Source organism: Frateuria soli (assembly GCF_021117385.1).
Taxonomy (GTDB): domain Bacteria; phylum Pseudomonadota; class Gammaproteobacteria; order Xanthomonadales; family Rhodanobacteraceae; genus Frateuria_A; species Frateuria_A soli.
The window spans coordinates 3,437,582-3,462,487 of record NZ_CP088252.1 but is presented as its reverse complement, the minus strand read 5'-3'; the positions used below and the strand labels follow the sequence as shown (position 1 = coordinate 3,462,487).

The 24,906-nt window shown below is 69.8% G+C and carries 18 protein-coding genes and 1 riboswitch; of the genes, 13 read left to right on the top strand and 5 right to left on the bottom strand.

The features are described 5' to 3' along the window. Nucleotides 1-47 precede the first annotated feature (47 nt). The 3 genes from LQ771_RS15830 to LQ771_RS15820 all read right to left on the bottom strand — a co-directional run bounded on the left by LQ771_RS15830 (nt 48) and on the right by LQ771_RS15820 (nt 8,425). Nucleotides 48-3,161, bottom strand: a complete 3,114-nt coding sequence (locus tag LQ771_RS15830; RefSeq protein ID WP_231350337.1) for an efflux RND transporter permease subunit — start codon at nt 3,159-3,161, stop codon at nt 48-50. 607 nt (nt 3,162-3,768) lie between these two features. Beyond that, nucleotides 3,769-7,011 (bottom strand): efflux RND transporter permease subunit, encoded by a 3,243-nt coding sequence (locus tag LQ771_RS15825; protein WP_231350336.1) that lies wholly within the window; start codon nt 7,009-7,011, stop codon nt 3,769-3,771. Nucleotides 7,012-7,201: 190 nt separating this feature from the next. After that, a complete protein-coding gene (locus LQ771_RS15820; protein WP_231350335.1) occupies nt 7,202-8,425 on the bottom strand; it encodes an efflux RND transporter periplasmic adaptor subunit in 1,224 nt (407 codons plus the stop codon). Nucleotides 8,426-8,738: 313 nt separating this feature from the next. On the opposite strand from LQ771_RS15820, the gene LQ771_RS15815 reads away from it, so the two are divergent. Further along, nucleotides 8,739-9,260 carry a c-type cytochrome gene (locus LQ771_RS15815; protein WP_231350334.1) on the top strand — a complete coding sequence of 174 codons (522 nt, stop codon included), beginning with the start codon at nt 8,739-8,741 and terminating at the stop codon, nt 9,258-9,260. A 696-nt stretch (nt 9,261-9,956) separates the two neighbouring features. Here the strand turns inward: LQ771_RS15815 and LQ771_RS15810 are convergent. Further along, entirely contained in the window at nt 9,957-10,547 is a 591-nt protein-coding gene (locus LQ771_RS15810; RefSeq protein WP_231350333.1) for an acyl carrier protein phosphodiesterase, read from the bottom strand. A 54-nt stretch (nt 10,548-10,601) separates the two neighbouring features. On the opposite strand from LQ771_RS15810, the gene LQ771_RS15805 reads away from it, so the two are divergent. The 4 genes from LQ771_RS15805 (at nt 10,602) to LQ771_RS15790 (ending at nt 14,827) form a co-directional block, all read left to right on the top strand. Further along, complete coding sequence (locus tag LQ771_RS15805; RefSeq protein WP_231350332.1) at nt 10,602-11,291, top strand: alpha/beta hydrolase; 690 nt, start codon at nt 10,602-10,604, stop codon at nt 11,289-11,291. A 70-nt stretch (nt 11,292-11,361) separates the two neighbouring features. After that, the gene (zapE, locus tag LQ771_RS15800; RefSeq protein WP_231350331.1) at nt 11,362-12,468 is read left to right on the top strand and encodes a cell division protein ZapE; all 1,107 of its coding nucleotides are present in this window, start codon (nt 11,362-11,364) and stop codon (nt 12,466-12,468) included. 140 nt (nt 12,469-12,608) lie between these two features. After that, on the top strand, nt 12,609-14,432 hold the full coding sequence (locus LQ771_RS15795) for a putative bifunctional diguanylate cyclase/phosphodiesterase (RefSeq protein WP_231350330.1): 1,824 nt from the start codon (nt 12,609-12,611) through the stop codon (nt 14,430-14,432). Next, nucleotides 14,429-14,827, top strand: a complete 399-nt coding sequence (locus LQ771_RS15790) for a hemerythrin domain-containing protein (RefSeq protein WP_231350329.1) — start codon at nt 14,429-14,431, stop codon at nt 14,825-14,827. The genes LQ771_RS15795 and LQ771_RS15790 overlap by 4 nt, the downstream gene beginning before the upstream one ends. An 85-nt stretch (nt 14,828-14,912) precedes the next feature. Here the strand turns inward: LQ771_RS15790 and LQ771_RS15785 are convergent, their stop codons facing one another. Beyond that, nucleotides 14,913-15,926 (bottom strand): SDR family oxidoreductase, encoded by a 1,014-nt coding sequence (locus LQ771_RS15785; protein WP_231350328.1) that lies wholly within the window; start codon nt 15,924-15,926, stop codon nt 14,913-14,915. Nucleotides 15,927-16,102: 176 nt separating this feature from the next. On the opposite strand from LQ771_RS15785, the gene LQ771_RS15780 reads away from it, so the two are divergent. The 8 genes from LQ771_RS15780 to LQ771_RS15745 all read left to right on the top strand — a co-directional run bounded on the left by LQ771_RS15780 (nt 16,103) and on the right by LQ771_RS15745 (nt 24,905). Then, entirely contained in the window at nt 16,103-16,507 is a 405-nt protein-coding gene (locus tag LQ771_RS15780) for a hemerythrin domain-containing protein (protein WP_231350327.1), read from the top strand. Nucleotides 16,508-16,578: 71 nt separating this feature from the next. Continuing rightward, nucleotides 16,579-16,794, top strand: a riboswitch (cobalamin riboswitch). 242 nt (nt 16,795-17,036) lie between these two features. Then, nucleotides 17,037-19,451: a ribonucleoside-diphosphate reductase subunit alpha gene (locus tag LQ771_RS15775; RefSeq protein WP_231350326.1), complete on the top strand. Its 2,415-nt coding sequence runs from the start codon at nt 17,037-17,039 to the stop codon at nt 19,449-19,451. 12 nt (nt 19,452-19,463) lie between these two features. Further along, nucleotides 19,464-19,688 (top strand): hypothetical protein, encoded by a 225-nt coding sequence (locus LQ771_RS15770; protein ID WP_231350325.1) that lies wholly within the window; start codon nt 19,464-19,466, stop codon nt 19,686-19,688. A gap of 258 nt (nt 19,689-19,946) precedes the next feature. Beyond that, nucleotides 19,947-20,954: a ribonucleotide-diphosphate reductase subunit beta gene (locus LQ771_RS15765; protein WP_231350324.1), complete on the top strand. Its 1,008-nt coding sequence runs from the start codon at nt 19,947-19,949 to the stop codon at nt 20,952-20,954. A gap of 31 nt (nt 20,955-20,985) precedes the next feature. After that, nucleotides 20,986-21,846 carry a helix-turn-helix transcriptional regulator gene (locus LQ771_RS15760; protein ID WP_231350323.1) on the top strand — a complete coding sequence of 287 codons (861 nt, stop codon included), beginning with the start codon at nt 20,986-20,988 and terminating at the stop codon, nt 21,844-21,846. A 29-nt stretch (nt 21,847-21,875) separates the two neighbouring features. Further along, entirely contained in the window at nt 21,876-22,325 is a 450-nt protein-coding gene (locus LQ771_RS15755; RefSeq protein WP_231350322.1) for a nuclear transport factor 2 family protein, read from the top strand. A gap of 306 nt (nt 22,326-22,631) precedes the next feature. Beyond that, nucleotides 22,632-23,018 (top strand): BlaI/MecI/CopY family transcriptional regulator, encoded by a 387-nt coding sequence (locus LQ771_RS15750; protein WP_231350321.1) that lies wholly within the window; start codon nt 22,632-22,634, stop codon nt 23,016-23,018. A gap of 3 nt (nt 23,019-23,021) precedes the next feature. Further along, nucleotides 23,022-24,905, top strand: coding sequence for a M56 family metallopeptidase (locus LQ771_RS15745; RefSeq protein WP_231350320.1), 1,884 nt, complete (start codon nt 23,022-23,024; stop codon nt 24,903-24,905). Nucleotide 24,906 lies beyond the last annotated feature (1 nt).

Genomic DNA, 24,906 nt, shown 5'->3' with positions numbered 1-24,906 from the left:
ATGCGAAGCGCGTCCTTCTTCCACCGTGCGGGCATTCCCGCTCGCGATCAGGAGGCCTCGATCACCTCGCGCCGGCGGTGCCTCGAGCGGAAAGCCCGCCAGCGCGCCGCCAGGCACGAAAAAATCACGTACAGCGCCGGCGTACTGAGAAGCGTGAGACTCTGCGAGATCAGCAACCCGCCGATCAGCGCGATGCCCAGCGGCCGCCGCAACTCCGACCCCTCGCCCAGGCCGATCGCGATCGGCAGCGCGGCCAGGATCGCCACCATCGTGGTCATCATGATCGGCCGGAAGCGCACGATGCACGCCTCGCGCACCGCCTCCAGCGGCGCCTTGCCGTGCTCGCGCTCGGCCACCAGCGCGAAGTCGATCATCATGATCGCGTTCTTCTTGACGATGCCGATCAACAACACCAGCGCGATCTGCGACACCACCGACAGCTCGGTACCGGTCAGCCACAGCGCCAGCAGCGCGCCCACCCCCGCCGCGGGCAACGTGGAGAGGATGGTCACCGGATGGATGAGGCTCTCGTAGAGCATGCCGAGCACGATGTAGACGGTGAGGATCGCCGCCAGGATCAGCCAGCCCATCCCGCTCTGGGCCTGCAGGAAGCGGCGGAAGTCGCCGCCCACGTTGAGGCGGATATCGCCGGGCATGCGCAGGTCCTCGACGGTGCGCTGCACGATCGCCATCGCCTCGCCCATGCTCACCCCTTCGGCGAGGTTGAACGACAGGTCCATCGTGGTGTGCTGGTCGGCGTGCGTGATCGAAGTCGGCGCGAGGCCCGGTTCGATGTGGGCCAGCGCGCCCAGCGGAATCATCCTGCCGCTGTCCGAGCGCACGTAGATGCGGTCGATCGCCGCCGGCGTGGCCGTCTGCGAGGGAAGCGCGTTGAGCACCACCTTGTACTGGTTGATGTCCGAGTAGATGGTCGAGACCTGGCGCTGGCCGAAGGCGTTGTACAGCGCGCCGTCGATGGTGCCGATCGACACGCCCAGGCGCGCGGCGGTATCGCGGTCGATCACCACGTTCTGGCGCAGGCCCGCATCGTCGATGTCGCTGCCGACGTCCCTGAACTTGGGGTTCTTCTTCAGCGCTTCGATCAGCTTCGGCAGCCACTTCTGCAGCCTGGCCAGGTCGTCGCCCTGCAGCGAGACCTGGTACTGCGCGCCCTGGTTGCCACCGCCACCGCCGCCGCTGGGCAGGTCCTGGATCGGGCGCAGGCGCAGGTCGAGGTCCGGGAAGCGGTCGGCCTTGGCCGAGAGCCGCGCGAGCACGGCGAAGGTGTCGTCGGTGCGGCCCTCCGCACGCGTCTTCAGCTCGATGTTGAACGAGCCGCTGGTGCCCTGCCAGTTGATGCCCAGGCGCGAGCCGACCGCCTTGACGTCGGGGTCGGCCAGCAGCATCTGCGTGAGGCGGTCCTGGCGCGCGATCGCGTCCTTGAAGGACACCGTCGCGCTGGCGCTCGCACGGCCCCAGATCAGCCCGGTGTCCTGCGGGGGGAACAGCCCGGTCTTGACCGCGCCGAACAGGAAGTACGTGGCCACGATCAGCACCAGCGGGGTCAGCGACAGCGCCAGCGCGTGGCGCAGCGCGAAGTCCAGCGAGCGGGTGTAGATGCGCAGCATGCCGGCGTGGAAGCGGTCCAGCGCGACGCCCAGTCGCGACGGTTTCGCGGTGGCGTGCCCGCGCAGGAACAGGCCGCACAGCGAGGGCGTCAGCGTGAGCGAGATCACCGCCGACATGGCGATCGCCGCCACCAGCGTCATCGTGAACTCGTGCATGAACATGCCGGTGATGCCGGGCGCAAACAGCAACGGGATGAAGACCGCGATCAGCGAGGCGGTGATCGACACCACGGTGAAGCCGATCTCGCGCGCGCCGGTGAGCGCGGCCTCGAGACGCGGCATGCCCTGGTCGATGTGCCGGATCACGTTCTCGATCACCACGATCGCGTCGTCCACCACGAAGCCGATCGCGATCACCAGCGCCAGCAGGGTGAGATTGTTGAGCGTGTAGCCGAGCGCATACATCACCACGAACGCGCCGGCGAGCGAGAGCGGCACGGTCAGCGCGGCGATCAGCGTGGGCGCGAGCCGGCGCAGGAACAGCGCCATCGTCAGCACCACCATCGCCAGCGAGATCAGCAAGGTGGCCTGCACCTCGTGCAGCGAGGCACGGATGGTCGGCGTGCCGTCGAAGTACGGGGTCAGCTCGGTGCCGGGCCTGAGACTGGCACGCAGCGCGGGCACCTGGTCCTTGACCGCGTCGACCGCGGCGATGACGTTGGCGTCGGCCTTCTTGTAGACGTACATCAGCACCGCCGGCTTGCCCTGGAACCAGGCCGCCTGGTAGGCGTCCTGCTGGCCGGCGTAGACGTGCGCCACATCGGACAGGCGGATCGGTACGCCGTTGCGCACGGCGATGATCAGGTCGGCGAAGTCATCGGCCGTGTGCAGCTGGTCGTTGGCGGTGACTGCCATGGTGGCCCTGCCGTTCGACAGGAAGCCCTGCGGCGAAGTCACGTTGGCCGCGGTCAGCGCGTTGCGCAGCTGGTCGGGCGACAGGCCCATGGCGTTGAGCGCATGCAGGTCGATGTCCACGCGGACCGCCGGCGTGGCCGCCCCGGCGATCTCCACCTGCGACACGCCCGGCAACTGGCGCAGCCGCTGCGCCAGCTGGGTGTCGGCCACGTTGTATAGCGTGGCCGCCGATTCGGTATCGGAGGTGAGCGCAAAGGCGATCACCGGGTCGTCGTTGGGATTGGCCTTTTCGTAACTGGGCGGGCTGTTGAGGCCGGAAGGAAGATCCGGCGCGGCGGCGTTGATCGCCGCCTGCACGTCGCGCGCCGCCGAATCCAGGTCGGTGCCGCTGCGAAACATGATGAACACGACCGCACGCCCCTCGGAACTGTGCGAGCGCATCGACTCGATGCCCGGCACCTGGCCGAGGTGGCGTTCCAGCGGCGCGGCCACGGTCGAGGCCATGGTGCTGGCATCGGCACCGGCCTGCTGGGCCTGCACGAAGATCACCGGAAACTGCATCTGCGGCAGCGCCGACACACCCAGCAGCGCGTAACAGATCAACCCGGCCAGCAACACGCCCATGGCCAGCAGCGAGGTGCCGATCGGACGGCGGATGAAAGGGCCGGAGAGGTTCATGCGACGGTGGGGAATGGAGCCAGGGAAGGGAGGATACGCGGCATCATGGTGCTAACGCGCATCGGGGGATTCGGTTGAATCCGGTTTCTGGCTCGCCGGAGCGGATGACGCGCCAGCGCCGCGATCTTCGTAGGGGGCCACTTGTGGGCGATGGCTTGGGGGGTGCGGCGAGAGCATCGCCCACGAGTGGGCTCCTACAGGGGGGCGGGGGCGGATGGCGCGCCAGCGCCGCGCTCTTCGCAGGGCCACTTGTGGGCGATGGCTTGGGGGGTGCGGAGAGAGCATCGCCCACGAGTGGGCTCCTACAGGGGCGGGGGCGGATGGCGCGCCAGCGCCGCGCTCTTCGTAGGAGCCCACTTGTGGGCGATGGCTTGGGGGGGTGCGGAGAGAGCATCGCCCACGAGTGGGCTCCTACAGGGGGGCGGGGGCGGGGGGCGCGCCAGCGCCGCGCTCTTCGTAGGGGGCCACTTGTGGGCGATGGCTTAGGGGTGCGGCGAGAGCATCGCCCACGAGTGGGCTCCTACAGGGGGGGGCGGATGACGCGCCAGCGCCGCGCTCTTCGTAGGAGCCCACTTGTGGGCGATGCCCTGGCCTACCGCCGGGGAGATCAGGCTGCGCGGGCGTCGGCCTCGGCGCGCTCCAGCACCCGCCGCTCGCGGCGCAGTCGCAGCCAGTCGGAGAAACGCTCCATGTAGAGGTAGATCACCGGCGTGGTGTACAGCGTGACCAGCTGCGAAAGCAGCAGGCCGCCCACGATCGACACGCCCAGCGGTCGACGCAGCTCCGCACCGATACCGTTGCCAAGCGCCAGCGGAAGCGCGCCGAGCATGGCCGCGGCGGTGGTCATCATGATCGGACGGAAGCGCAGCAGGCAGGCACGGCGGATCGCCTCGCGAGCGCTCATACCGTCGCGCTGCGCCTCGATCGCGAAGTCGATCATCATGATCGCGTTCTTCTTGACGATGCCGATCAGCAGCACGATGCCCACGATGCCATCCACCGACAGGCTCATGCCGCACAGGATCAGCGCCAGCAGGGCACCCACGCCGGCCGGCGGCAGCGTCGAGATGATCGTCAGCGGATGGATGTAGCTCTCGTAGAGCACGCCCAGCACGATGTAGATCACCACGATCGCCGCGAGCAGCAGCAGCACCTCGTCGCCGATCGAGGCGTTGAACTCGGCCGCCTTGCCGATGAACTGGCCACGCACCTGCGGCGGGAAATCCAGCTGCGCCTCGACCTCGTGGATCGCATCGACCGCCTGCGACAGCGAGTAGCCCGGCGCCAGGTTGAACGACACCGTCACCGCCGGCAGCTGCTGCTGGTGGCTGACCACCAGCGGCGCACTGGTGACTTCGGCGGTGGCCAGCGAAGCGATCGGAATCGTGCCGCCACCACCGACCTGGAAGCCGACGTTGCCGGTGTTGCCGATGCCCGACGGGGTCGCCGAGTTGGCCGAGGTGAGCTGGCCGAAGCTGGTGGCGTTGGAGCCGGTCAGCGCGCCCGAACCGTTGCCGCGCACGGTCAGCTTGTTCAGCAGGTCACGGCTGGAGCGGAACTCCGGCGCCACCTCCAGCACCACGCGGTACTGGTTCAACTGGGTGAAGATGGTCGAGATCTGGCGCTGGCCGAAGGCGTCGTACAGCGTGTCGTCGATGGTCTGCACCGGCACGCCCAGGCGGCTGGCCTTCTCGCGGTCGATGGTGAGCTTGAGCGCGTTGCCCTGGTTGACCAGGTTGTTGTCCACGTCGGCCAGCTCGGGCCGCTGGCGCAGCGCCTGGGTCATCTGCTCGGCGCGCCTGGCCAGGTCTTCGGAGTTCACCTCCGACAGCGAATACTGGTACTCGGTGGCGGCCACGCGGCTGTCCAGCGTCACGTCCTGCACGGGCTTGAGGTACAGCGCCACGCCGGGGATGTTGGCTACCGCGTCCTGCAGCCGCGGCATCACCTCGTCCAGGCCGCCGCGGTCGCCGCGGTCCTTCAGCACGATCGAGAGCTGGCCCTGGTTGAGCGTGGGGTTGATGGTGCCGGCGCCGATGAACGCGGCGACGCCGGACACGGCCGGGTCGGCGCGCAGCGCTTCGGCCACCGCCCTGGTGCGCTGTTCCATCTGCGGGAAGGCGATGTTCTCGTCGGCCTGCACCACGCCCGTGACCAGGCCGGTGTCCTGCTCGGGCAGCAGGCCCTTGGGGATCACCACGTAGAGGATGATCGTGAGCACCACGGTGGCCGCCGCCACGATGATGGTCAGGCGGCGATGGTCGAGCACCCAGTCCAGCGTGCGACCGTAGAAGTCGACCGTGCGCAGCCACACGCCACGCTTGCCGGCGGCCGCATGGCGCTCGTGCGCGTCGTCGCCTTCCGGGAGCTGGTCGGGCTTCAGGAGATACGCACACATCATCGGCGTCAGCGTCAGCGACACCAGCATCGAGATCGCCACCGCGATGGTCAGCACCCAGGCGAACTCGTGGAACAGGCGGCCGGTGACGCCCGGCATCAGCAGCAGCGGCAGGAACACGGCGATCAGCGAAACGGTCAGCGACAGCACCGTGAAGCCGATTTCCTTCGCGCCGATCTCGGCCGCCTCCTTGCCGCTCTTGCCCTGCTCGATGTAGCGCACGATGTTCTCGATCATCACGATCGCATCGTCGACCACGAAACCGGTGGCCACGGTCAGCGCCATCAGCGAGAGGTTGTCCAGCGACATGCCGGTGAAGGCCATCACACCGAAGGTGCCCATCAGCGACAGCGGCACCGCGATCGAAGGGATGATCGTGGCCCACAACCGGCGCAGGAACACGAAGATCACGCCCACCACCAGGCACACGGTGAGGATCAGCGTGAACTCCACGTCGTGCACCGAGGCGCGGATGGTCACCGTGCGGTCGGCGAACACGTCCAGGTGCACGTCGGCCGGCAGCACCGCCTGCAGCGAAGGCAGCACGGCACGGATCTGCTCGACCGTCTGCACGATGTTGGCGCCCGGCTGGCGGCGGATGTCCAGCAGCACCGCCGGCTTGCCGTTGGCCCAGGCGGCGAGCTGGTCGTTCTCCACGCCGTCGACCACGCGCGCGACGTCCTTCAGGCGTACCGGCGCGCCGTCCTTGTAGCTGATGATGGTCTGCGCGTAGGCGGCCGCGTCGGTCAGCTGGTCGTTGGTGCCGATCGAGTAGCTCTGGGTGGCGCCGTTGAGCGTGCCCTTGGGTGCGTTGACGTTGGCCGCCTGCAGCGCGGCGCGCACGTCCTCCAGGGTCAGGCCCAGATTGGACAGCTGCGAGGGATTGACCTGCACGCGCACGGCCGGGCGCACGTTGCCGGCGATCGACACCAGGCCCACGCCCTGCACCTGCGAGAGCTTCTGCGCGATGATCGAGTCGGCGAGGTCGTTCACCTCGCGCAGTTGCCGGCTGTCGGAGGTGAGCATCAGCGTGAGGATCGGCGCGTCGGCCGGGTTCACGCGGTTGTAGACCGGCGGGTAGGGCAGGTTGTTGGGCAGCGTGCCCTTGGCCGAACTGATCGCCGCCTGCACGTCCTGCGCGGCGATGTCGATGTCCCGGTCCATGTTGAACTGCAGGATGATCGTCGACAGGCCGGCGGACGAATCGGAGCTCATCATCGACAGGCCCGAGATCTGGCCCAGCTGGCGCTCCAGCGGCGTGGTCACCAGCGCTGCCATGGTGGTGGCGCTGGCACCGGGATATTGCGTGGTCACGACCAGGCTGGGCGCGTCGATCTCCGGCAACGCCGACACCGGCAGCTGGCGGTAGCCGAGCACGCCCAGCAGCAGCACCGCGACCATCAGCAGCGAGGTGGCGATCGGGCGGCGGATGAAGAGGGTGGAGAAGCCCATGGGTTATCCGGTCTGTCTGTTAGGTGGAGGCGCGCGCCATCCGTGGTCGCAACCCAACCACCGTTCGCCCTGAGCGTAGCGCAGCGAAGTCGAAGGGCTGCCCTTCGACTTCGGCCTGCGGCCTACGCTCAGGGCGAACGGCTGGTTTTTCGGCGCCCCGGGCTTTCGCACCCGAGGCGGCCTTCTCTCATCAGTGCCCGCGGCGACCGCCGCCATTCTTCTTGGCCTTCTCCAGCTCTTCCTTGGTCGGCGCCGGCGGCACCTCGCCGGGCTTGAGCGGATTGACCTTGCTGCCGGGCTTGAGGCGGAACTGGCCTTCGGTCACCACCTTCTGGCCCTGGCTCAGCCCGCTGGCGATCATCACCGCGCTGTCGCCCACTTCCTGCGCCACCTGCACCGGCTGCATCTTGACCGTGTTGTCCGGCTGCAGCAGGTAGACGTAGTCGCCATCCGGGCCACGCTGCACGGCCTGGGACGGGATCACCAGGCCGCCGCCGACGGTGCGCACCTTCAGCCGCACGTTGACGAACTGGCCGGGCCACAGTTCGTTCTTCGCGTTGGGAAATTCCGACTTCAGGCGGAAGGTGCCGGTGCTGGCGTCGATCTGGTTGTCGATCACCTTGAGCACGCCGCCGTCGGCGATCACGTGCGCATCGCCACGGTCGAGCACGGCCACCGACAGCTCGCCCTTGCCCATTGCCGCCTCGCGCACCACGTCCAGGTTCTGCTCGGGCAGGTTGAACATGACGTTGATCGGATGCAGCTGGGTCAACGTGACGATCGTGCTGGCGGTGGTGACCACGTTGCCCGGATCGACGCCGCGGATGCCGGCCAGGCCGTCGATCGGCGAAACGACCTTGGTGTAGCCCAGTTGCACTTCGGCATCGCGGATCTGCGCCTGGTCGGAGGCGAGCGTCGCCTCCAGCTGGCGCACGGTGTTGCGCAGCGCATCCAGGTCCTGCTTGGCGATGTAGCCCTTCGGCCCCAGCTCCTGGCTGCGCGAGTAGTTGGCCTTGGCGGTGGCCAGCTGCGCCTGGTCCTGGTGCAGCCGCGCCACGGCCTGGTCATAGGTGGCCTGGAAGCTGCGCGGGTCGATCCGCGCCAGCACCTGGCCCTTCTTGACCGGCTGGCCTTCGGTGAACTCCAGGCTGATCAGGCGGCCGCTCACCTGCGGGCTGATCGCGACCGTGTTGAGCGCCTGGACCGTGCCCAGCGCGGTCAGGTACACCGGCACGTCCTGCCGCGCCACCGGCACCACGGTTACCGGCACCGGCGGTTGCTGGCCTTCCTTGCCCGGATCCTGGGCATTGGCCTGGCCTGGCTGGCCGGCCGGCTTGTGCATCAGGCGCAGGCCGACGAAGGCCAGCACCAGCACCACCACCACGACCAGCGCGATCTTCCAAAAACGCGACATTTGATAAAGCTCCCGGAATGGTTGTCGGTCCCCTTCAGCCGCGCCGCGCGCGGCCCGGGCCGACCCTGTGAAAAGCATAGGGTTACAGCAACGGCCTTGGACAATGCCAGTTGACAGGGGTGCCCCATGACCGATGACACGTGACCGGCGGCAGGGTCGCGGCCCTTGCCAGCGATGCGCGCCGGCGCGGTCATTGCCTGACCTTGGCGCGCGCTTTGATCTATAATCGGCGTCTTGTCTGTCCCGCGCCGCCCTCCCAGAGGCCTGCCGGCACGTTCACTGACCACCTGGAGTTACTTGCGTGAGCGGTTCCATGACCAAATCGGACCAGAGCTTCATCCGCCAGTTCAGCTGGCTGATCGCCGGTCTCCACGTATTGGCGCTGGTGTTGCTGATCATGGCCTACAGCATCCATGCCCGCTCGGCGAAGGAAACCAACCCGCACGCCGCGCAGAAGGTCGCCCAGCGACTGGCGCCGGCCGGCGCCGTCTATGCCGGCGACACCGGCCGCGCGGCGATGCTGGCCGCGCAGGACGCAGCGGCCAAGGCCGCCGCCTCGCAGGTCGCCTTCGGCGGCAGCACCGACGGCAAGACCATCTACGAGGGGCTCTGCCACAGCTGCCACACCGCCGGTGTGGCCGGTGCGCCCAAGCTGGGCGACAAGGCCGCCTGGGCGCCGCGCATCGCGCAGGGCATCGACACGCTGGTCAAGCACGCGATCGAGGGTTACCACGGTCCGGACGGCAACTTCATGCCGCCCAAGGGTGGCATGCCCTCGCTCACCGACGAGCAGGTCGCCAACACGGTCAAGTGGATCGTGGACCAGGCCAAGTAAGCGGGCCGGTTCGCGCAGCATCGAAACGCCGCCTCCGGGCGGCGTTTTCGTTTTTCGCGAGAGCCCACTCGGAGGCGACGCCGCCAGACGGTCGGAAAAGCATCGCCCACGAGTGGGCTCCTACCGGGAAACGGCAGGCCGCTTGCGAGCGCCGGTCCGCGCAGCATGCCCATGCCCCCCCCGCGCGGCATTCCCGCTCTTCGTAGGAGCCCACTTGTGGGCGATCCCGCCGGATCGTCGGAAAAGCATCGCCCACGAGTGGGCTCCTGCCGGGAAGCGGCAGGCCACTTGCGAGCGCCGGTCCGCGCAGCATGCCCATGCCCCCCCGCGCGCGTTCCCGCTCTTCGTAGGAGCCCACTTGTGGGCGATCCCGCCGGATCGTCGGAAAAGCATCGCCCACGAGTGGGCTCCTGCCGGGAAGCGGCAGGCCGCCCGCGAGCGCCGGTTCGCGCAGCATGCCCATGCCCCGCGCGCGCATTCCCGCTCTTCGTAGGAGCCCACTTGTGGGCGATCCCGCCGGATCGCCGGAAAAGCATCGCCCACGAGTGGGCTCCTACCGGGGAGCGGTGGGCCGCTTGCGAGCGCCGGTCCGCGCAGCATGCCCATGCCCTCCGCGCGCGTTCCCGCTCTTCGTAGGAGCCCACTTGTGGGCGATCCCGCCGGATCGCCGGAAAAGCATCGCCCATGAGTGGGCTCCTACCGGGGAGCGGTGGGGTCCCAGTGGGTGGCGAAGCGTTGCAGGTCGGGGAAGAACGCGTCGAAGCGCGCCTGCAGCGGTGCCTCCATGTCCTGCAGGACCGGCAGCATCCGCCCCAGCGGGTTGTCGCGCCGCAGGCGTTGCCCGATGCCGGCGAGCGCGCGCTCCAGCACCTCGGGCTCGGCATACGCGGCGGGCAGGTCGTTGGCCTGCATGTAGTGCGCGAAACGTCGCGCGGTCGACGGCAAGAGCGCGTCCTGCCGGTCCAGCAGCCCGCGCAGGCCGGTCGAGAAGGCCGGCAACGGCAGCGTCGACCAGCGGGCGAAATCGCGCGCCAGCAGATGGTCGAACCACATGTCCAGGGCGATGCCGGCGTAGCGTCGGTATGGCGGCTCGAACAGCGCTCGCGCCGCCACCACCTCGGGGTGGCGATCGGTGAAGCCGTCGATCGCCCGATGCAGCGCGATCCCCTCGCGCACGCCGGAAGGCAGCGCCGGATCGGGCGTGCCGCGCACGAAGTCGCCCAGCACCCCGCCAAGGATCCGCCCTTCGTCGGCGCCGGCCAGCAGCGCGTGTGCAAGATGGTTCATGCCATTCCCCGGCACCACGGCCGGTGCACGGCCGCCACGGTTATCATTGCGCGCATGACGCCCACCACCATTCCCGACAATCCGGCCTCGTTTCCCGTCGAAGAGGCGAGCTTCGCGCTCGACGGCCCGGCCGGCAAGCTGGAGGCGATCGGCAACGTCGCCGAGCCCGCCGACGCCCGCCGCGGCGTGGCGGTGATCTGCCATCCCAATCCCGTGCAGGGCGGCACCATGCACAACAAGGTGGTGACGATGGTCGAGCGCAGCCTGCGCGAGTCGGGGCTGGACACGGTGCGCTTCAACTTCCGCGGTACCGGCGCCTCCGAAGGCAGCTACGACGAGGGCAACGGTGAAGGCGAGGACCTGGCCGCGGTGGTCGCCTGGGTGCGTCGCGTGCGCCCGGGCGACGTGCTGTGGCTGGCCGGGTTCTCCTTCGGCAGCTACGTCACCATCCGCAACGCGGTGCGCCTGGGTGCGGCCGCGCTGGTCAGCATCGCGCCGCCGGCCGGACGCTTCGCGCTGACCGACATCGAGCCGCCGCGATGTCCCTGGCTGATCGTGCAGGGCGAGGCCGACGAAGTGGTCGAGCCGCAGGCGGTGTTCGACTGGATCGAGAGTCTGCCGGTCGAGCCCGAAGTGGTGCGCATGCCCGAGACCAGCCACTTCTTCCATCGCCGGCTGATGGACCTGCGCGGGGCGGTCAAGCATGCCGTGCAGCCGTGGCTGCCACCGCGGCGGACGGCATGACCGGCTCACGCGCCCTCCCCTGCAGGCAGGAGAGGGCGCGATCCACGCAGGCCCCGGCTGCCCCCGCCACATGACCGACCTCACCCCCTCCGCCCGTTACCACGAAGGCGTCGCCGCCCATCGCTGGGAAGCCGACCCCGCGCAGCTGGCCGTGCTGCCGGATTTCGACCGCATGCACGCAGCGCTGTGCACGCCGCCGGAGAACGGGGGCCTGTTCGGCCGGCTCAAATCGCTGTTCGGCGAGGACGGGCGCGCACCGGTGCCGGGCCTGTACCTGTGGGGCAGCGTCGGCCGCGGCAAGACCTTCCTGATGGACCTGTTCGCCGCCAGCCTGCCGCACGGCGTGGCATTGCGGCGGCATTACCACCGCTTCATGGGCGAGGTGCACGCGCACCTGCGCGAACTGGGCGAGCGCGCCGATCCGCTGGAGGACGTCGCCGAAGGCCTGGCCGGACGCTGTCGCGTGCTCTGCCTGGACGAGTTCCTGGTCAACGACATCGGCGATGCGATGATCCTGGCCAACCTGCTCGATGCGCTGTTCCGCCGCGGCGTGGCGCTGGTCACCACCTCCAACACGCCGCCGAAGAATCTCTACCGCGATGGCCTGCAGCGTGCCCGCTTCCTGCCGGCCATCGCGCTGATCGAACAACACTGCCGCGTCGTGGAGATGGCTTCGCCCCGCGACTGGCGCCTGCGCGCGCTGGCCCAGGCGCCGGTCTACCTGACCCCGCCGGGCGCCGAGGCCGAGCGTGCACTGGCGCGCATCTTCGCCAGCCAGGCACAGGGTGAAGCGCGCGAGGACGTCACGCTGGAGATCAACGGGCGCCCCATCCCGGCGCGCCGGCAGGCGGCGGGCGTGCTGTGGTTCGACTTCGAGGCGCTGTGCGAGGGCCCGCGCGCGGTGGCCGACTACATCGCGCTGGCGCGGCAGGTACCCACCGTGATCCTCTCCAACGTGCCGCAGTTTTCCATCTACAGCGAGGACGCCGCGCGGCGCTTCCTGCTGATGGTGGACGAGTTCTACGACCGTGCCGTCAAGCTGGTGCTCTCGGCCGCCGCGCCGATCACCGAGCTGTACGACGGCGAACGCCACCGCGCCGAGTTCAGCCGCACCGAATCGCGGTTGATCGAGATGCAGAGCGAGGACTACCTGGCGCTGCCGCACCGTCCCGACTGAGCCGCTGCTGCAAGAGCTCGCTCCATCTCCGCACGTCTGCGCACCCTCCTTTTTTCGCATTGCGGCTGCCGGCGCGGCCCAAGTACTCTGGCGAAAGGATCGAAAGCGGTTCCTGCCAGGTCGGCCGGAGGGTCAACGCCATGCATACGACCGTGGAGCACACGCTGGGCGTGACGCTCGTGGACGGGGAGCCCGCGCCCGCCGGGGAAACCGCCCGGCAGGCCGCCGCCGACCAGTACACCGTGCCGGGCTTCGACGCCGTGGCTCGGCTGGCCGCTGCCTCGCTCGATGTCGCCATGGTCGGGCTGGTCCTCGATAGCGGCAGCGCCTACTGGTACAGCCGCGACGCCGGAACCGGCGACACCCACGCGTTGCACCCGCTCTACCTGGAGGCCGCACGCCGCGGCGCCGGCCAGGTGCTGCCCGACATCGCGGCCGACGCGCGCTTCCGCGACACGCCACCGCTGACCGGCCCCTCGCCGGCCACCCTGCGCTTCTTTGCCTGCGAACCGGTGTTCACCCTGAGCGGCCGCCACGTCGGCGCGCTGTGTGTCATGGACCACGCCCCACGCAACGGCCTGGACGCGGCCGGCCTGGACGCGCTGCGCGATGCCGCGCGGCTGGCCGGCGCCGGCGTGGTGCTGGGCGGCTATCTCGGCCGGACCGACCCGGTCACCCAGCTGCCGCATCGCAGCGCCTTCTTCGAGGACTTGCGCAACCGCCAGAAGAACGGCGCGCAACGCGCCTGGCTGATCGCCATCGAGGTGGCGCCGGTGGAACGTTTCAACGCCTTCGTGCGCGCGATGGGCTTCCCCTACGCGGACGAACTGATGCGCGCCGTGGCCGCGCGCGTGCTGGACTGGATGCCGCCGCAGACGCACCTCTACCAGGTCGGCGTGACCCGTTTCGCGGCCGTGCTGCCCGATGGCGGCAAGCCACTGACGACGCCCCAGCTCGATACGCTCGTGGCCCGCCTGCGCGCGCCGTTCGATTGCCTGGACATCCCGCTCACGCTGCAGCCGGGCGTCGGCCTGCTCGACCTCGACGTGCGCCAGGTCGACGGTGCCGACCCGCTGCGCCGGGTGATGAGCGCCTCCTACGCGGCCCAGCGCAGCCCGCGCGGCTGGGCGCTGTACGAACGCAGCCAGGACGAGCGCCATCGGCAGGAGTTCTTCCTGGTCACCGAACTGGCCGCCGCCCTGACCGAGCGCACCGAGCTCTATCTGCAGTACCAGCCGCGCGTCAGCCTGAGCGATGGCCGCTGCGTGGCGGTGGAAGCGCTTGCACGCTGGCGCCATCCGACCCTGGGCGAGGTGCCGCCGAGCCAGTTCGTGCCGCTGGCCGAGCGCGCGGGCCTGATGCGCTCGCTGACCGGCTGGGTGCTCGACAACGGCGTCGCGCAGCTGGCCGCCTGGCGCCGCGACGGCCTGGACATCGGCCTGTCGCTCAACATTTCCAACGCGGATTTCGACGCGGACCTGGTCACGCGACTGGAAGGCGTGGCGGACCGCCACGGCGTGGACCCACGCGTGCTGGAACTGGAGTTCACCGAAAGCACCCTGCTGGCGCACAACGACGCCACCCGCCGCCATCTGGACGCCGTACGCGAGCTGGGCGCGGGCATCGCCATCGACGACTTCGGCACCGGCTACAGCAACCTGGCCTCGTTGCGGCAGATGCCGGCGACGTGCCTGAAGATCGACCAGTCCTTCGTGCGCGCGATGGACGCCAGCCGGCACGATGCGGCGATCGTGCGTTCGACCGCCGCACTGGCGCACGACCTGGGCTTCCGCGTGGTGGTCGAAGGCGTGGAGAACCGCCGCATCTACGAGACCGTGCGACGGATGGCCTGCGACGAGGTCCAGGGCTTCCACGTTTCACGCCCGCTGTCCGCTGCCGCCGTGCCGCCCTGGCTCGAACGCCCGGCCGACTGGCACCACGCCGACGGCGGGGGTGCCTTGTGACGTTGACCGATACCCTGCGCGAGCAGCATGCGCAGTTGTACGTCCTGTTCGACGACCTTCAACGGCGGGGAATGGCCGGCCCCGAAGGCCGCGAGCGATTGCAGAAGGCGAGGCAGGCCATGCTCGCGCATCTGGACCTGGAGGACGGCCAGCTCTATCCGGCGCTCGAGGCGCACCCGTCGACTACCGGCCTGGCCCGCCGCTACGCCGTCGAAATGCGCCAACTGACCCCTGCGCTGCTGGCGTTCTTCGACGCCTACCACGGTAGCGACCCCGACCCCCAGGCCTTCTCGCGCAGCCTTGGGCAGTTGCTGGCGGTGCTGCAGCAGCGCATCCGGCGCGAGGAAGGGCAGCTGTATCCGGCCTACGAGGCGCATTGCGAGAAGGCCCGCTGACATTCGCCAGCCTTGCCTTTTCCGACCGTAAAACGCCTAACCCGCGCAGTGCGCGACCCGTCGCGGGTCCGACGGGTGCGTGGCTTCACCCCGTCGAACCGCCCATCACGGGCAGGATCGCGCCACTGATGTAGCTCGAACAGCTCGGTGCGGCCAGGAACACGTACGCAGGCGACAGCTCTTCGGGCTGCGCCGGTCGTCCCCACGGATTCTGCTGGCCGAACCTGGCCACCTTCCCGGCCGGTTTGTCGGCCGGGTTGAGCGGCGTCCACACCGGCCCCGGCGCAACCGCGTTGACGCGGATGCCGCGCGAGACCAGGTTGCTCGCCAGCGACATGGTGAAAGCGTGGATCGCGCCCTTGGTCGCCGAGTAGTCGAGCAGGTGCGCGTTGCCGAACAGGCCCGTCTCCGAGCCGGTGTTGATGATCGCGCTGCCCTCGTGCAGGTGCGGCAATGCAGCCCTGGCCATGTGGAAATAGCCGTAGATGTTGGTCCGCATGGTGAGGTCGAAATGTTCCTCGGTGATGTCCTCCAGCGCATCGGCGTGTTCCTGGAACGCCGCGTTGTTGACCAGGACGTCCAGACGGCCGAACTCGTCCACCGTCTGTTGCACCGCCCGTTCGCAGAACTGCGGATCCTTCACGTCGCCGCGGATCAGCAGGCAGCGACGCCCCTCCTTCTCCACGTGGCGCCTGGTCTCGCGGGCGTCCTCGTCCTCGGACAGGTACACCACCGCGACGTCGGCGCCCTCGCGCGCGAACAGCACCGCCACCGCGCGGCCGATGCCCGAATCGCCGCCGGTGATGATCGCCGCCATGTCTTCGAGCTTGCCGCTGCCGCGGTATTCTGGCGCCTCGAACTGCGGGCGCGGATCGAGCCGGGCCTCCTTGCCCGGCTTGCGCAGATGCTGCCTGGGCAGCGGCGGGCGTGGTTTGGGTCGGGCGCTGGTTTGCCTGGCCTTCTTCTTCGCGGCGGCTTGCCCGGAGGCGCTGGACTGCGCCTTGCGCGCGTCCTTCGCGTCGATGCGCTCCTGTACGCTGCGGGCTTTGGCGACGGCACCACGCTTGCGTGCCGGCGTGCGATCGTTTCGGGTGGCCATGTCGCGGCTCCGTTGAGGGCGGAATGCCCGCGACACTAGCCGGCGGACCGTGGCACCGGAGTGAGCGCGGGACGGCGCGTTCCTTATGCGGAGCCGACGCCTTCGCGCTGACGTGCATCAGTGCGCCCGCGGCCATCGCCGCACACACTGCGGGCTCCCGAACGGAAGTCCCCCCAATGCAACCACTCACTGATCTCTTGCGCGACCAGCACGTGCAGATGCGCCGGCTGCTCGATGAAGTCCGCCAGCTCGGCATCGGCTCGGAGGCCGGTCGCGAACGACTGCGCCAGGCGCGCGCGCTGATCGTCGAACACCTGCGCCAGGAAGATGCCGAGCTGTATCCGTCGCTGCATCGCACCGACGCCACGCAGGCGCTGGCGCAGACCTACGCGGACGAAATGCGGCAACTGTCTGGCGAGATCCTCGCCTTCTTCGACAGCTGGCAGCACGGCGGCGACGACCTGGCCTTCGCGCGCCACTACGGCCGCCTGATGGGCCTGCTCAACCGGCGCTGGACCCGCGAGGAAGTACGCCTGTACCCGGCCTACGAGCGCCATTGCCTGCGCACCGACGCGGCCTGACCCGGTCCTCCATGCCGGGCGCGCCCTTGCCGCTCGCCACCACATCTTGGGTTGACCGGATCAGGTACGCACGATATGTTGTGCGCGTCGGTGCCCGTCCAGACGCGACTGTCGGCCGGGCTGAAAAGGGAATCCGGTGCGAATCCGGAACTGCCCCGCAGCGGTAAGCGGAAACGAACGTCCTCACATGCACTGGGCCGCAGCGCCCGGGAAGCGAGGGCAAGTAGGTCGGATCGAGCGATCCGGTGTCCGCGAGTCCGAAGACCTGCCGACACGCCGGGCCCACGGGCCGGCGGTCGCGCCCGGTGAGACGCGCCCGTCCGACCCTGATGCAGCCCGGCGCGGGTAGCCGCTTCCGAGGGGAGGCGCGTTGCATGCGGGCGCTACGGCGACCGCGTGGGGCGTGCCGTCCATCGGAAGCGAGCCCTCAGGCCCTGCGCGCGGGAGCAGGCGTTTGACGTTTTCGGAACCGTCGCGTCGGTGCGTTCTCCTCCGTACCGGCGCGGCGGCTTCCCTTCCGGAGCTCCGCATGGACACCCTCGACACCCCTTCGCACGAAGGCACGGCCGCGTTGCGTGCCGACGACCGCTTTGCCCTGACCCCGCCGCACAGCCCCGCACAGATGCGCGTGACCAAGCGCAATGGCGCCACCGAAAGCGTGGACGTCAACAAGATCGTGCGCGCGGTGATGCGCAATGCCGACGGCCTGCACGCGGTCGACCCGCTGCGAGTGGCGCAGAAAACCATCGGCGGCCTGTACGACGGCGCCAGTACGGCGGAGCTGGACCAGCTCTCGATCCGCACCGCCGCCGCCCTCACCGCCGAGGAACCCGAGTACGGCCAGCTCGCCGCGCGCCTGCTCGGCGCCTACATCGACAAGGAAGTGCGCGGGCAGGAGATCCAGAGCTTCTCGCAGTCGATCGCGCGCGGTGCAGAACTGGGCCTGCTCAACGCGCGCCTGCGCGATTTCGTCGCCGCGCACGCGCGCAAGTTGAACGATGCGATCGATCCGCTGGCCACGCGCCGCTTCGAGTACTTCGGCCTGCGCACGGTGTACGACCGCTACCTGCTGCGCCATCCGCAGACGCGCAAGGTGATCGAGACGCCGCAGCACTTCTTCATGCGTATCGGCTGCGCGCTCGGCGGCAACGACGTGGGCGAGGCACTGGAGCTCTATCGCCTGTTCTGCGCGCTCGACTACATCCCCAGTTCGCCCACGCTGTTCAACGCCGGCACCGCGCATGAGCAGCTCTCCTCGTGCTTCCTGCTCGATTCGCCGGCCGATTCGCTGGAGGCGATCTACGACCGGTACGCGGACGTCGCCAAGCTGTCCAAGTTCGCCGGTGGCATCGGCCTGTCGTTCACCCGCGTGCGCTCGCGCGGCTCGCTGATCCGCGGTACCAACGGCCACTCCAACGGCCTGGTGCCGTGGCTGAAGACGCTCGACGCCTCGGTAGCCGCGGTCAACCAGGGCGGCAAGCGCAAGGGCGCGTGCTGCGTGTACGTCGAGCCCTGGCATGCCGACGTCGAGGAGTTCCTGGAGCTGCGCGACAACACCGGCGACGAGGCGCGGCGCACGCACAACCTCAACCTCGCCAACTGGATCCCCGACGAGTTCATGCGCCGCGTCGAGGCCGATGCCGACTGGTCGCTGTTCGACCCGAAGGCCGTGCCGCAGCTGGTCGACCTGTGGGGCGTGGCCTTCGAGCGCGCCTACTTCGAGGCGGAGGCAGCGGGGCTCGCCGTGAAGACGATCAGGGCGCGCGAGCTTTACGCACGCATGCTCCGCACGCTGGCGCAGACCGGCAACGGCTGGATGACGTTCAAGGACCGCTGCAACGCCACCGGCAACCAGACGGCCGAGCCGGACAACGTCATCCACCTGTCCAACCTGTGCACGGAGATCCTGGAAGTCACCTGCACGGACGAGACGGCGGTATGCAACCTCGGCTCGATCAACCTGGCGCGCCACGTGAGCGAGGGCGCGTTCGACTTCGGCAAGCTCGCCGACACCGTGCGCACCGCGGTGCGCCAGCTCGACCGGGTGATCGACCTCAACTTCTACCCGATCGCCACGGCCCGGCGCGCCAACCAGAAGTGGCGCCCCGTGGGGCTGGGCGTGATGGGTCTGCAGGACGTGTTCTTCCAGTTGCGGTTGCCGTTCGATTCGCCCGAGGCGCTGGCACTGTCCACCCGCATCGCCGAAGAGATCTACTTCCATGCGCTGGACGCGTCCTGCACGCTGGCCGGACAGGCCGGCGCGCACCCCGGCTTCGGCCAGACCCGTGCCGCGCGCGGCGAGCTGCAGTTCGACTACTGGCCGCAGGCCTCGGTCAGCGGGCCCGCGCGCTGGGAAGCCCTGCGCCAGCGCATCCGGGACAGCGGCCTGCGCAACTCGCTGCTGGTCGCGATCGCGCCCACCGCGACCATTGCCTCGATCGCCGGCTGTTACGAGTGCATCGAGCCGCAGGTATCCAACCTGTTCAAGCGCGAGACGCTGTCGGGCGACTTCCTGGTGGTCAACCGCTACCTGGTCGAGGAGCTGAAGACGCTGGGGCTGTGGACGACCGAGGTGCGCGATGCGATCAAGCTCGCCGACGGTTCCATCCAGGGTATCGCGGCGATACCCGAACGCCTGCGCCAGGTCTACCGGACCGTGTGGGAGCTGCCCCAGAAGGCCTTGATCGATCTCGCCGCCGCGCGCGGCGCCTACATCGACCAGAGCCAGTCGCTGAACCTGTTCATGGAGAACCCCAACATCGGGCAGCTTTCCTCGATGTACATGTACGCGTGGAAGGCGGGCATCAAGACGACCTACTACCTGCGCTCGCGGCCGGCGACCAGGATCGCCAAGACCACGGTCCACGCGCCGGACCCGCAACAGGCGAGCACGGCGGTGTCCTGTTCACTGGAGAATCCGGAGTATTGCGAGGCCTGCCAGTGAGCGGAGACACGCATGCAGCCTTATCGCAATCCGGACGGCCATTCGGGTGTCGCCGCCTACGAGCTCGGCCCGGACTGGATCCGGGTGCGGTTCGCCAGCGGCAGGGACTACCTGTACTCCGCCGCGAGCGCCGGGGCCGGGCACGTGCGGAACATGCAGATCCTCGCACAGGCCGGCGAGGGCCTGGCCACCTACATCAGCAAGTTCGTCCACGACGACTACGACCGCGGGCCTTGAAACCTCTCTGCCACCGGGAGAGGGATCGGGCCGACGGGTCGGCCCTTGCCACGGACCACGCGATCTGGCGATCCGGTCGCGCACGGAGTGCGCCCCTGCAAGGGCGCGCCGGCGCCAGCCCGATCCGTTCACCCTGACAGGCGCGCAGCGCCGGAGTCGAAGGGCCGCGCGCCCCGAGATCCCGGCATGCCCCGCACCCTCATCCGCCCCTGCGAGGGCACCTTCCCCCGGAGGGAGAAGGAAAACACCGAGGCACCCATGACCAGCCAACTGCTCGACCCCGGCTACGCGCTCACCCTGCGCCCGATGCGCTACCCGGCGTTCTACGAAATGTATCGCGCCGCCATCCGCAACACCTGGACGGTGGACGAGGTCGACTTCGCGCCCGACCTTGCCGACCTCGACGGCAGGATGAATCCGGCCGAGCGCCACCTGATCCAGCGCCTGGTCGCCTTCTTCGCCACCGGCGACACCATCGTGGCCAACAACCTGGTGCTCAACCTCTACCAGCACGTCAACGCGCCCGAGGCGCGCATGTACCTCTCGCGCCAGCTCTACGAGGAAGCGCTGCACGTGCAGTTCTACCTGACGCTGCTGGACAGCTACATCCCCGACCCGGCCGAGCGGCACAAGGCGTTCGCCGCGATCGAGAGCATCCCCTCGATCCGCGCCAAGGGCGACTTCTGCTTCAAGTGGATCGACTCGGTCCAGCACCTGCGTCGCATCGAGACACGCGAGCAGCGCCGGCAGTTCCTGCTCAACCTGATCTGCTTCGCCGCCTGCATCGAGGGCCTGTTCTTCTACGCCGCCTTCGCCTACGTCTACTACCTGCGCTCGCGCGGGCTGCTGCACGGCCTGGCCTCGGGCACCAACTGGGTGTTTCGCGACGAGTCGGGCCACATGGCGTTCGCGTTCGAGGTGGTGCGCACCGTGCGCACGGAGGAGCCGGAGCTGTTCGACGACGAACTGCGCATGCAGGTCGGGCAGATGCTCGAGGAAGCCATCGCCTGCGAGACCCTGTTCGCGCAGGACGTGCTTTCCGGCGGCGTGGCCGGCCTGTCGGTCAGGGACATGCGCCAGTACCTGGAGTATTGCGCCGACCAGCGCCTGGCGCAGCTCGGGCTGCCGAAGCAGTACGGTGCCACCAACCCTTTCGACTTCATGGACCTGCAGGACGTGCAGGAGGTCACCAACTTCTTCGAGCGGCGCGTGTCGGCCTACCAGGTCGGCGTGCAGGGGGAGGTGGCGTTCGACATGGCGTTCTGAGAGGCTCGCGTCCTGCGTGCGCGGGGAACCGATGAGCCTGGCCGACGTCACCGTACTGTTCGACAGCCCGCTGCTGCGGATCACCGGCATCGAATGCCGCCATCCGCGCGGTGGCTGCGGTTGCGAGCGCGGCGAGGAGCGCACGCATCTGGCGCTGCTGCGCCGCGGCGGTTTCGGCTACCACCTGGGTGGCGCGACCTTCCTGGGCGATCCGGCCACCGCGCTGCTCTATCGCGCCGGCGACAGCTATCGCGTCTCGCACCCGTTCGAGGGCGGCGATGCCTGCAGCTGTTTCGAAGTCGCGCCCGAGCACGAGGACGAGTTGTTCGGCCGCCGCCTGCGCGGCACGGCCGATGCGGCGCGCGGGATGAGCCCCGCCGACCAGTACCTCCATCGTGCGCTGCACGCCGCGCTGGCACGCCGCGACGCCGATCGCCTGGCGGTGGAGGAAGCGGCCAGCTCGCTGTGCCACGCGATCCTGCATCGCGCGGCGCCGTGCGAAGACACGCTGTCGCCGCCCGCCCGACGCCTGGCGACACGCGCGAGGGAGCTGCTGCTCGCCGATCCTGCCGACGACGCCGACCTCGCAGCGCTGGCCGCGCGCGTGGGCTGTTCGCCCTTCCACCTGGCGCGCGTGTTCCGCCGTGCGTTCGGCCTGAGCCTGGGGGACTACCGCACGCGCATCCGCCTCGCGCTCGCGCTCGAACGCCTTGCCGGCGGCGCGAGCGACCTGGCCGCGCTGGCGTGCGAGCTCGGCTTCAGCCACCACAGCCATTTCGGCGCGGCGTTCCGCCGGCACATCGGGCTGACGCCCGCGGCGGCACGGATGCGGCTGCGCACGGCCACGCGCGCGAGCAGGTATTTGATAGCGACGCGGCCTCGCGATCGCTAGCTTGGCCGACGTCCCCACGGGAGTACGCCATGAAGACCGCCGCCATCCTGTTCTCCCTCGTCGCCGCGGTGCAGATGCACGACGCGCGCGCCACCGCTCCCCACCCCATGTTGCCGCCGGCGCTCGCCCGGGCGGTGGCCGAGTTCGACCGGGCACAGATGCAGGGGAACGGTGCGGCGCTCGCACGGCTGCTTGCCGACGACTACGTGCTCTTCAACAGCCGCGGCCTGGTCGAGGACAAGGCCGCCTTCATCCACGACTACACCGCGCCGGGCACCTCGATGAAGCCGTTCACGGTGGAGGACGAAGTCGTGCGCCACTGGCCCGGAGGCGCCGTGCTCGGCGGCGTGGTCACGCTCGAGGGCACCAGCGGGGGCAAGCCCTACAAGGTGCGCCTTCGGTTCGCCGACATCTGGCGCGAGCGCGACGGGCGGTGGCAGGTGATCTTCACCGGGGCGACCCGCGTCCCCGCGCCATAGCCCCCGGGGCGTTCCTTCGCCACAGATCGGCCCGCTCCCCTGCGGGGGGCAGGCTCGGGGTGAGGACGGGGATTGGCCGGCATGTCTGGCACGGGGAGGCTTTGCCCCGCCGCTGCGTCCCCGCAAGCCTTGCCCCTCACCCCGGCCCTCTCCCGGCAGGGGAGAGGGCGCCAGGCGGCTCCGCCATGCTCCACTGCAATCCCGGCCTCCTCGAATGCCCTTCCGCGGGGAGGCCTGACCACCGGCCTATTGACTACAGCTGTAGTCATGGCTAGCTTGACTACAACTGTAGTCAGGAAAGCCGCCATGCCCCGCCCGTCCATCGGTGACCAGGAACTCGCCCTGCTCCATTACCTGGCCGAACACGCCCCCGCCTCGGTCGGCGAGGTTGCCGCCGGCTTCGGCGAGGCGCGCGGGCTGGCCCGCTCGACCGTGCTGACCATGATGGCGCGCCTGCGCGGCAAGGGTTACCTCAAGCGCCGCCAGGCCGGCGGCATCTACCGTTACAGCCCGGCCACCGCGCCGGGCGAGGCCATGCGCCACGCGGTCGGCAGCTTCGTGGAGAAGACCCTGAGCGGCTCGGTCTCGCCGTTCGTCGCCTACCTGTCTGAACGCGCCGAAGTGAGCGATGCCGAGCTGGCCGAGCTGGAGGCGCTGGTGGCGCAGTTGCAATCGCGGCGCAAGGAGTCCTGAGCCATGCCCATCTTCGCCACCTTGCTGGACACGCTTTCGGCCCGCCTGCTGTGGACTTCGGCACAGGCGTGCCTGCTGATCGGCGCGGTCGCCCTGGCCTGCCGCCTGCTCCCGCGGCTGCCGGCCGCGGTGCGCTGCATGCTCTGGTGGCTGGTCGGCGCGCAGCTGGTACTGGGCCTGGCCTGGCACTCGCCGCTGCAGCTGCGCTGGCTGCCGGCGTCCACGGACGCGCCGGTCGCGGTCACGCCCGCGCCGCCGGTCGCGATGCTGCCGATGGCAACACGCACCACGCCCGTTTCGGCCGTGCCGGCGTTCGACCCGCCCCTGCCGAAGCCGCCGTTCCCATGGGTTCGCCTGCTGCTCGCGGCCTGGCTCGCCGGCGTGGCGCTGCAGATCGCGCTGGTCGCGCGGCAGCGCTGGCATGCCGCACGGGCGCGCCAGGGCGCGCAGCCGGCGCCACCGGCCTGGCAGGGCGCCTGCCAGGCTCTGGCAGGCCGGCTGGGTCTGCGCCGCGCGCCGCAGCTCGCACTCTCGCCGACCATCGGCTCGCCGCAGGTGATCGGCGCCTGGCGTCCGCTGGTCTTGTTCCCGGCCGACGCGCGCCTCACCGACGAGGAAACGGCGATGGCCATCGCGCACGAACTGGCGCATCTGCGCCGCGGCGACCTGTGGCTGGGCTGGGTTCCCGCGCTGGCGCAACGGCTGTTCTTCTTCCACCCGCTGGTGGCCTGGGCGATGCGCGAATACGCGCTCAGCCGCGAGGCCGCCTGCGACGCCCAGGCGCTGGCCGCGACCGGCGGCGCCCCACAGGCCTACGGCCGGCTGCTGCTGCGGCTGGGCGTAGCCACACCGCTCCCCTCCGGCCTGGCCGGGGCTTCCCCCACGTTCCACAACCTCAAGAGGCGACTGACCATGTTGCAGCACATCGAGGCCACGTCCCGCCGCAGCCGCGGCTGGCTGCTGCTTGTCGCGATCGCGGTGGCCGGCGTGCTGCCCTATCGGGTCACCGCCGGCAACGCCAAGGCGCCCGCCAGCCCGGCACAGGCCGCAACGCCGCTCCCGGCCGCGCAGGCGGCACCCGCGGCGCCCGCATCACCCGCCGCGCAAGCGGCGCCTTCCACCCGGGCAGCGCATGTCCGCGTCCCGCCGCCGCCCCCGCCGGCCCCTCCGGCCCCACCGGCGCCACCGGCTCCGCCCGCGCCGCCGCCCTTGCCGCCGAGCCTGGCCAGCTCCGGCAACCAGGTACACATCGCCGCCGATGCGGGCGCACGCAGCGGCGTGGCGATCTTCGATGGCGACACCACGATCATCAGCGGCACCCGCGCCGACGTGTCCGCGGCACAGCGGATGCGCCACGGTGACGACCCGCTGGTCTGGTTCCGCCACGAGGGCAAGGCCTATGTCGTGCACGATCCGGCCGTGGTCGCCCGGGCCAAGGCGATCTATGCGCCAGTGACCGACATGGCGAGCGAGCAGGGCAGGTTGGCCGGGCAACAGGGACGGCTGGCCGGCCTGCAGGCGGGACTGGCCGAACGCGACGCCGCCTTCGCCAGCGAACAGGCCGAACTTGCCGGCGAGGCGGCCGAGCTCGCCGCCGAAGCGGTGGCCGTCGGCTCAGGCCCGGACGCAGCTGCCGTCCGGGCACACGAGGCGCGCCAGCGTGCGCTCGAGCAGCGACAGGCCCGGCTCGAGCAGCGGCACGCCGGCGCGCGCAAGGACATCGCCGCCAGGCAGCGTGAGCTGGAATCGCAGCAGGCGGCGTTCGAAGCGCAGCAGCAGAAGCTCGCGCAACGCCAGCAGGACATCTCCCACAAGGCCGCTCAGCAGTTGCAGCAGTTGCTGGAACAGGCGATCCGCGACGGCAAGGCACAGCTGGTCCAGGGCTGAC

Coding starts and splice junctions, on each gene's coding strand:
- LQ771_RS15755 (WP_231350322.1), top strand. CDS start 21,876: ATGAAGACCGCCGCCATCCTGTTCTCCCTCGTCGCCGCGGTGCAGATG.
- LQ771_RS15825 (WP_231350336.1), bottom strand. CDS start 7,011: ATGGGCTTCTCCACCCTCTTCATCCGCCGCCCGATCGCCACCTCGCTG.
- LQ771_RS15770 (WP_231350325.1), top strand. CDS start 19,464: ATGCAGCCTTATCGCAATCCGGACGGCCATTCGGGTGTCGCCGCCTAC.
- zapE (WP_231350331.1), top strand. CDS start 11,362: ATGACCGACCTCACCCCCTCCGCCCGTTACCACGAAGGCGTCGCCGCC.
- LQ771_RS15810 (WP_231350333.1), bottom strand. CDS start 10,547: ATGAACCATCTTGCACACGCGCTGCTGGCCGGCGCCGACGAAGGGCGG.
- LQ771_RS15820 (WP_231350335.1), bottom strand. CDS start 8,425: ATGTCGCGTTTTTGGAAGATCGCGCTGGTCGTGGTGGTGGTGCTGGTG.
- LQ771_RS15745 (WP_231350320.1), top strand. CDS start 23,022: ATGCCCATCTTCGCCACCTTGCTGGACACGCTTTCGGCCCGCCTGCTG.
- LQ771_RS15805 (WP_231350332.1), top strand. CDS start 10,602: ATGACGCCCACCACCATTCCCGACAATCCGGCCTCGTTTCCCGTCGAA.
- LQ771_RS15795 (WP_231350330.1), top strand. CDS start 12,609: ATGCATACGACCGTGGAGCACACGCTGGGCGTGACGCTCGTGGACGGG.
- LQ771_RS15830 (WP_231350337.1), bottom strand. CDS start 3,161: ATGAACCTCTCCGGCCCTTTCATCCGCCGTCCGATCGGCACCTCGCTG.
- LQ771_RS15775 (WP_231350326.1), top strand. CDS start 17,037: ATGGACACCCTCGACACCCCTTCGCACGAAGGCACGGCCGCGTTGCGT.
- LQ771_RS15760 (WP_231350323.1), top strand. CDS start 20,986: ATGAGCCTGGCCGACGTCACCGTACTGTTCGACAGCCCGCTGCTGCGG.
- LQ771_RS15815 (WP_231350334.1), top strand. CDS start 8,739: ATGACCAAATCGGACCAGAGCTTCATCCGCCAGTTCAGCTGGCTGATC.
- LQ771_RS15785 (WP_231350328.1), bottom strand. CDS start 15,926: ATGGCCACCCGAAACGATCGCACGCCGGCACGCAAGCGTGGTGCCGTC.
- LQ771_RS15765 (WP_231350324.1), top strand. CDS start 19,947: ATGACCAGCCAACTGCTCGACCCCGGCTACGCGCTCACCCTGCGCCCG.
- LQ771_RS15750 (WP_231350321.1), top strand. CDS start 22,632: ATGCCCCGCCCGTCCATCGGTGACCAGGAACTCGCCCTGCTCCATTAC.
- LQ771_RS15780 (WP_231350327.1), top strand. CDS start 16,103: ATGCAACCACTCACTGATCTCTTGCGCGACCAGCACGTGCAGATGCGC.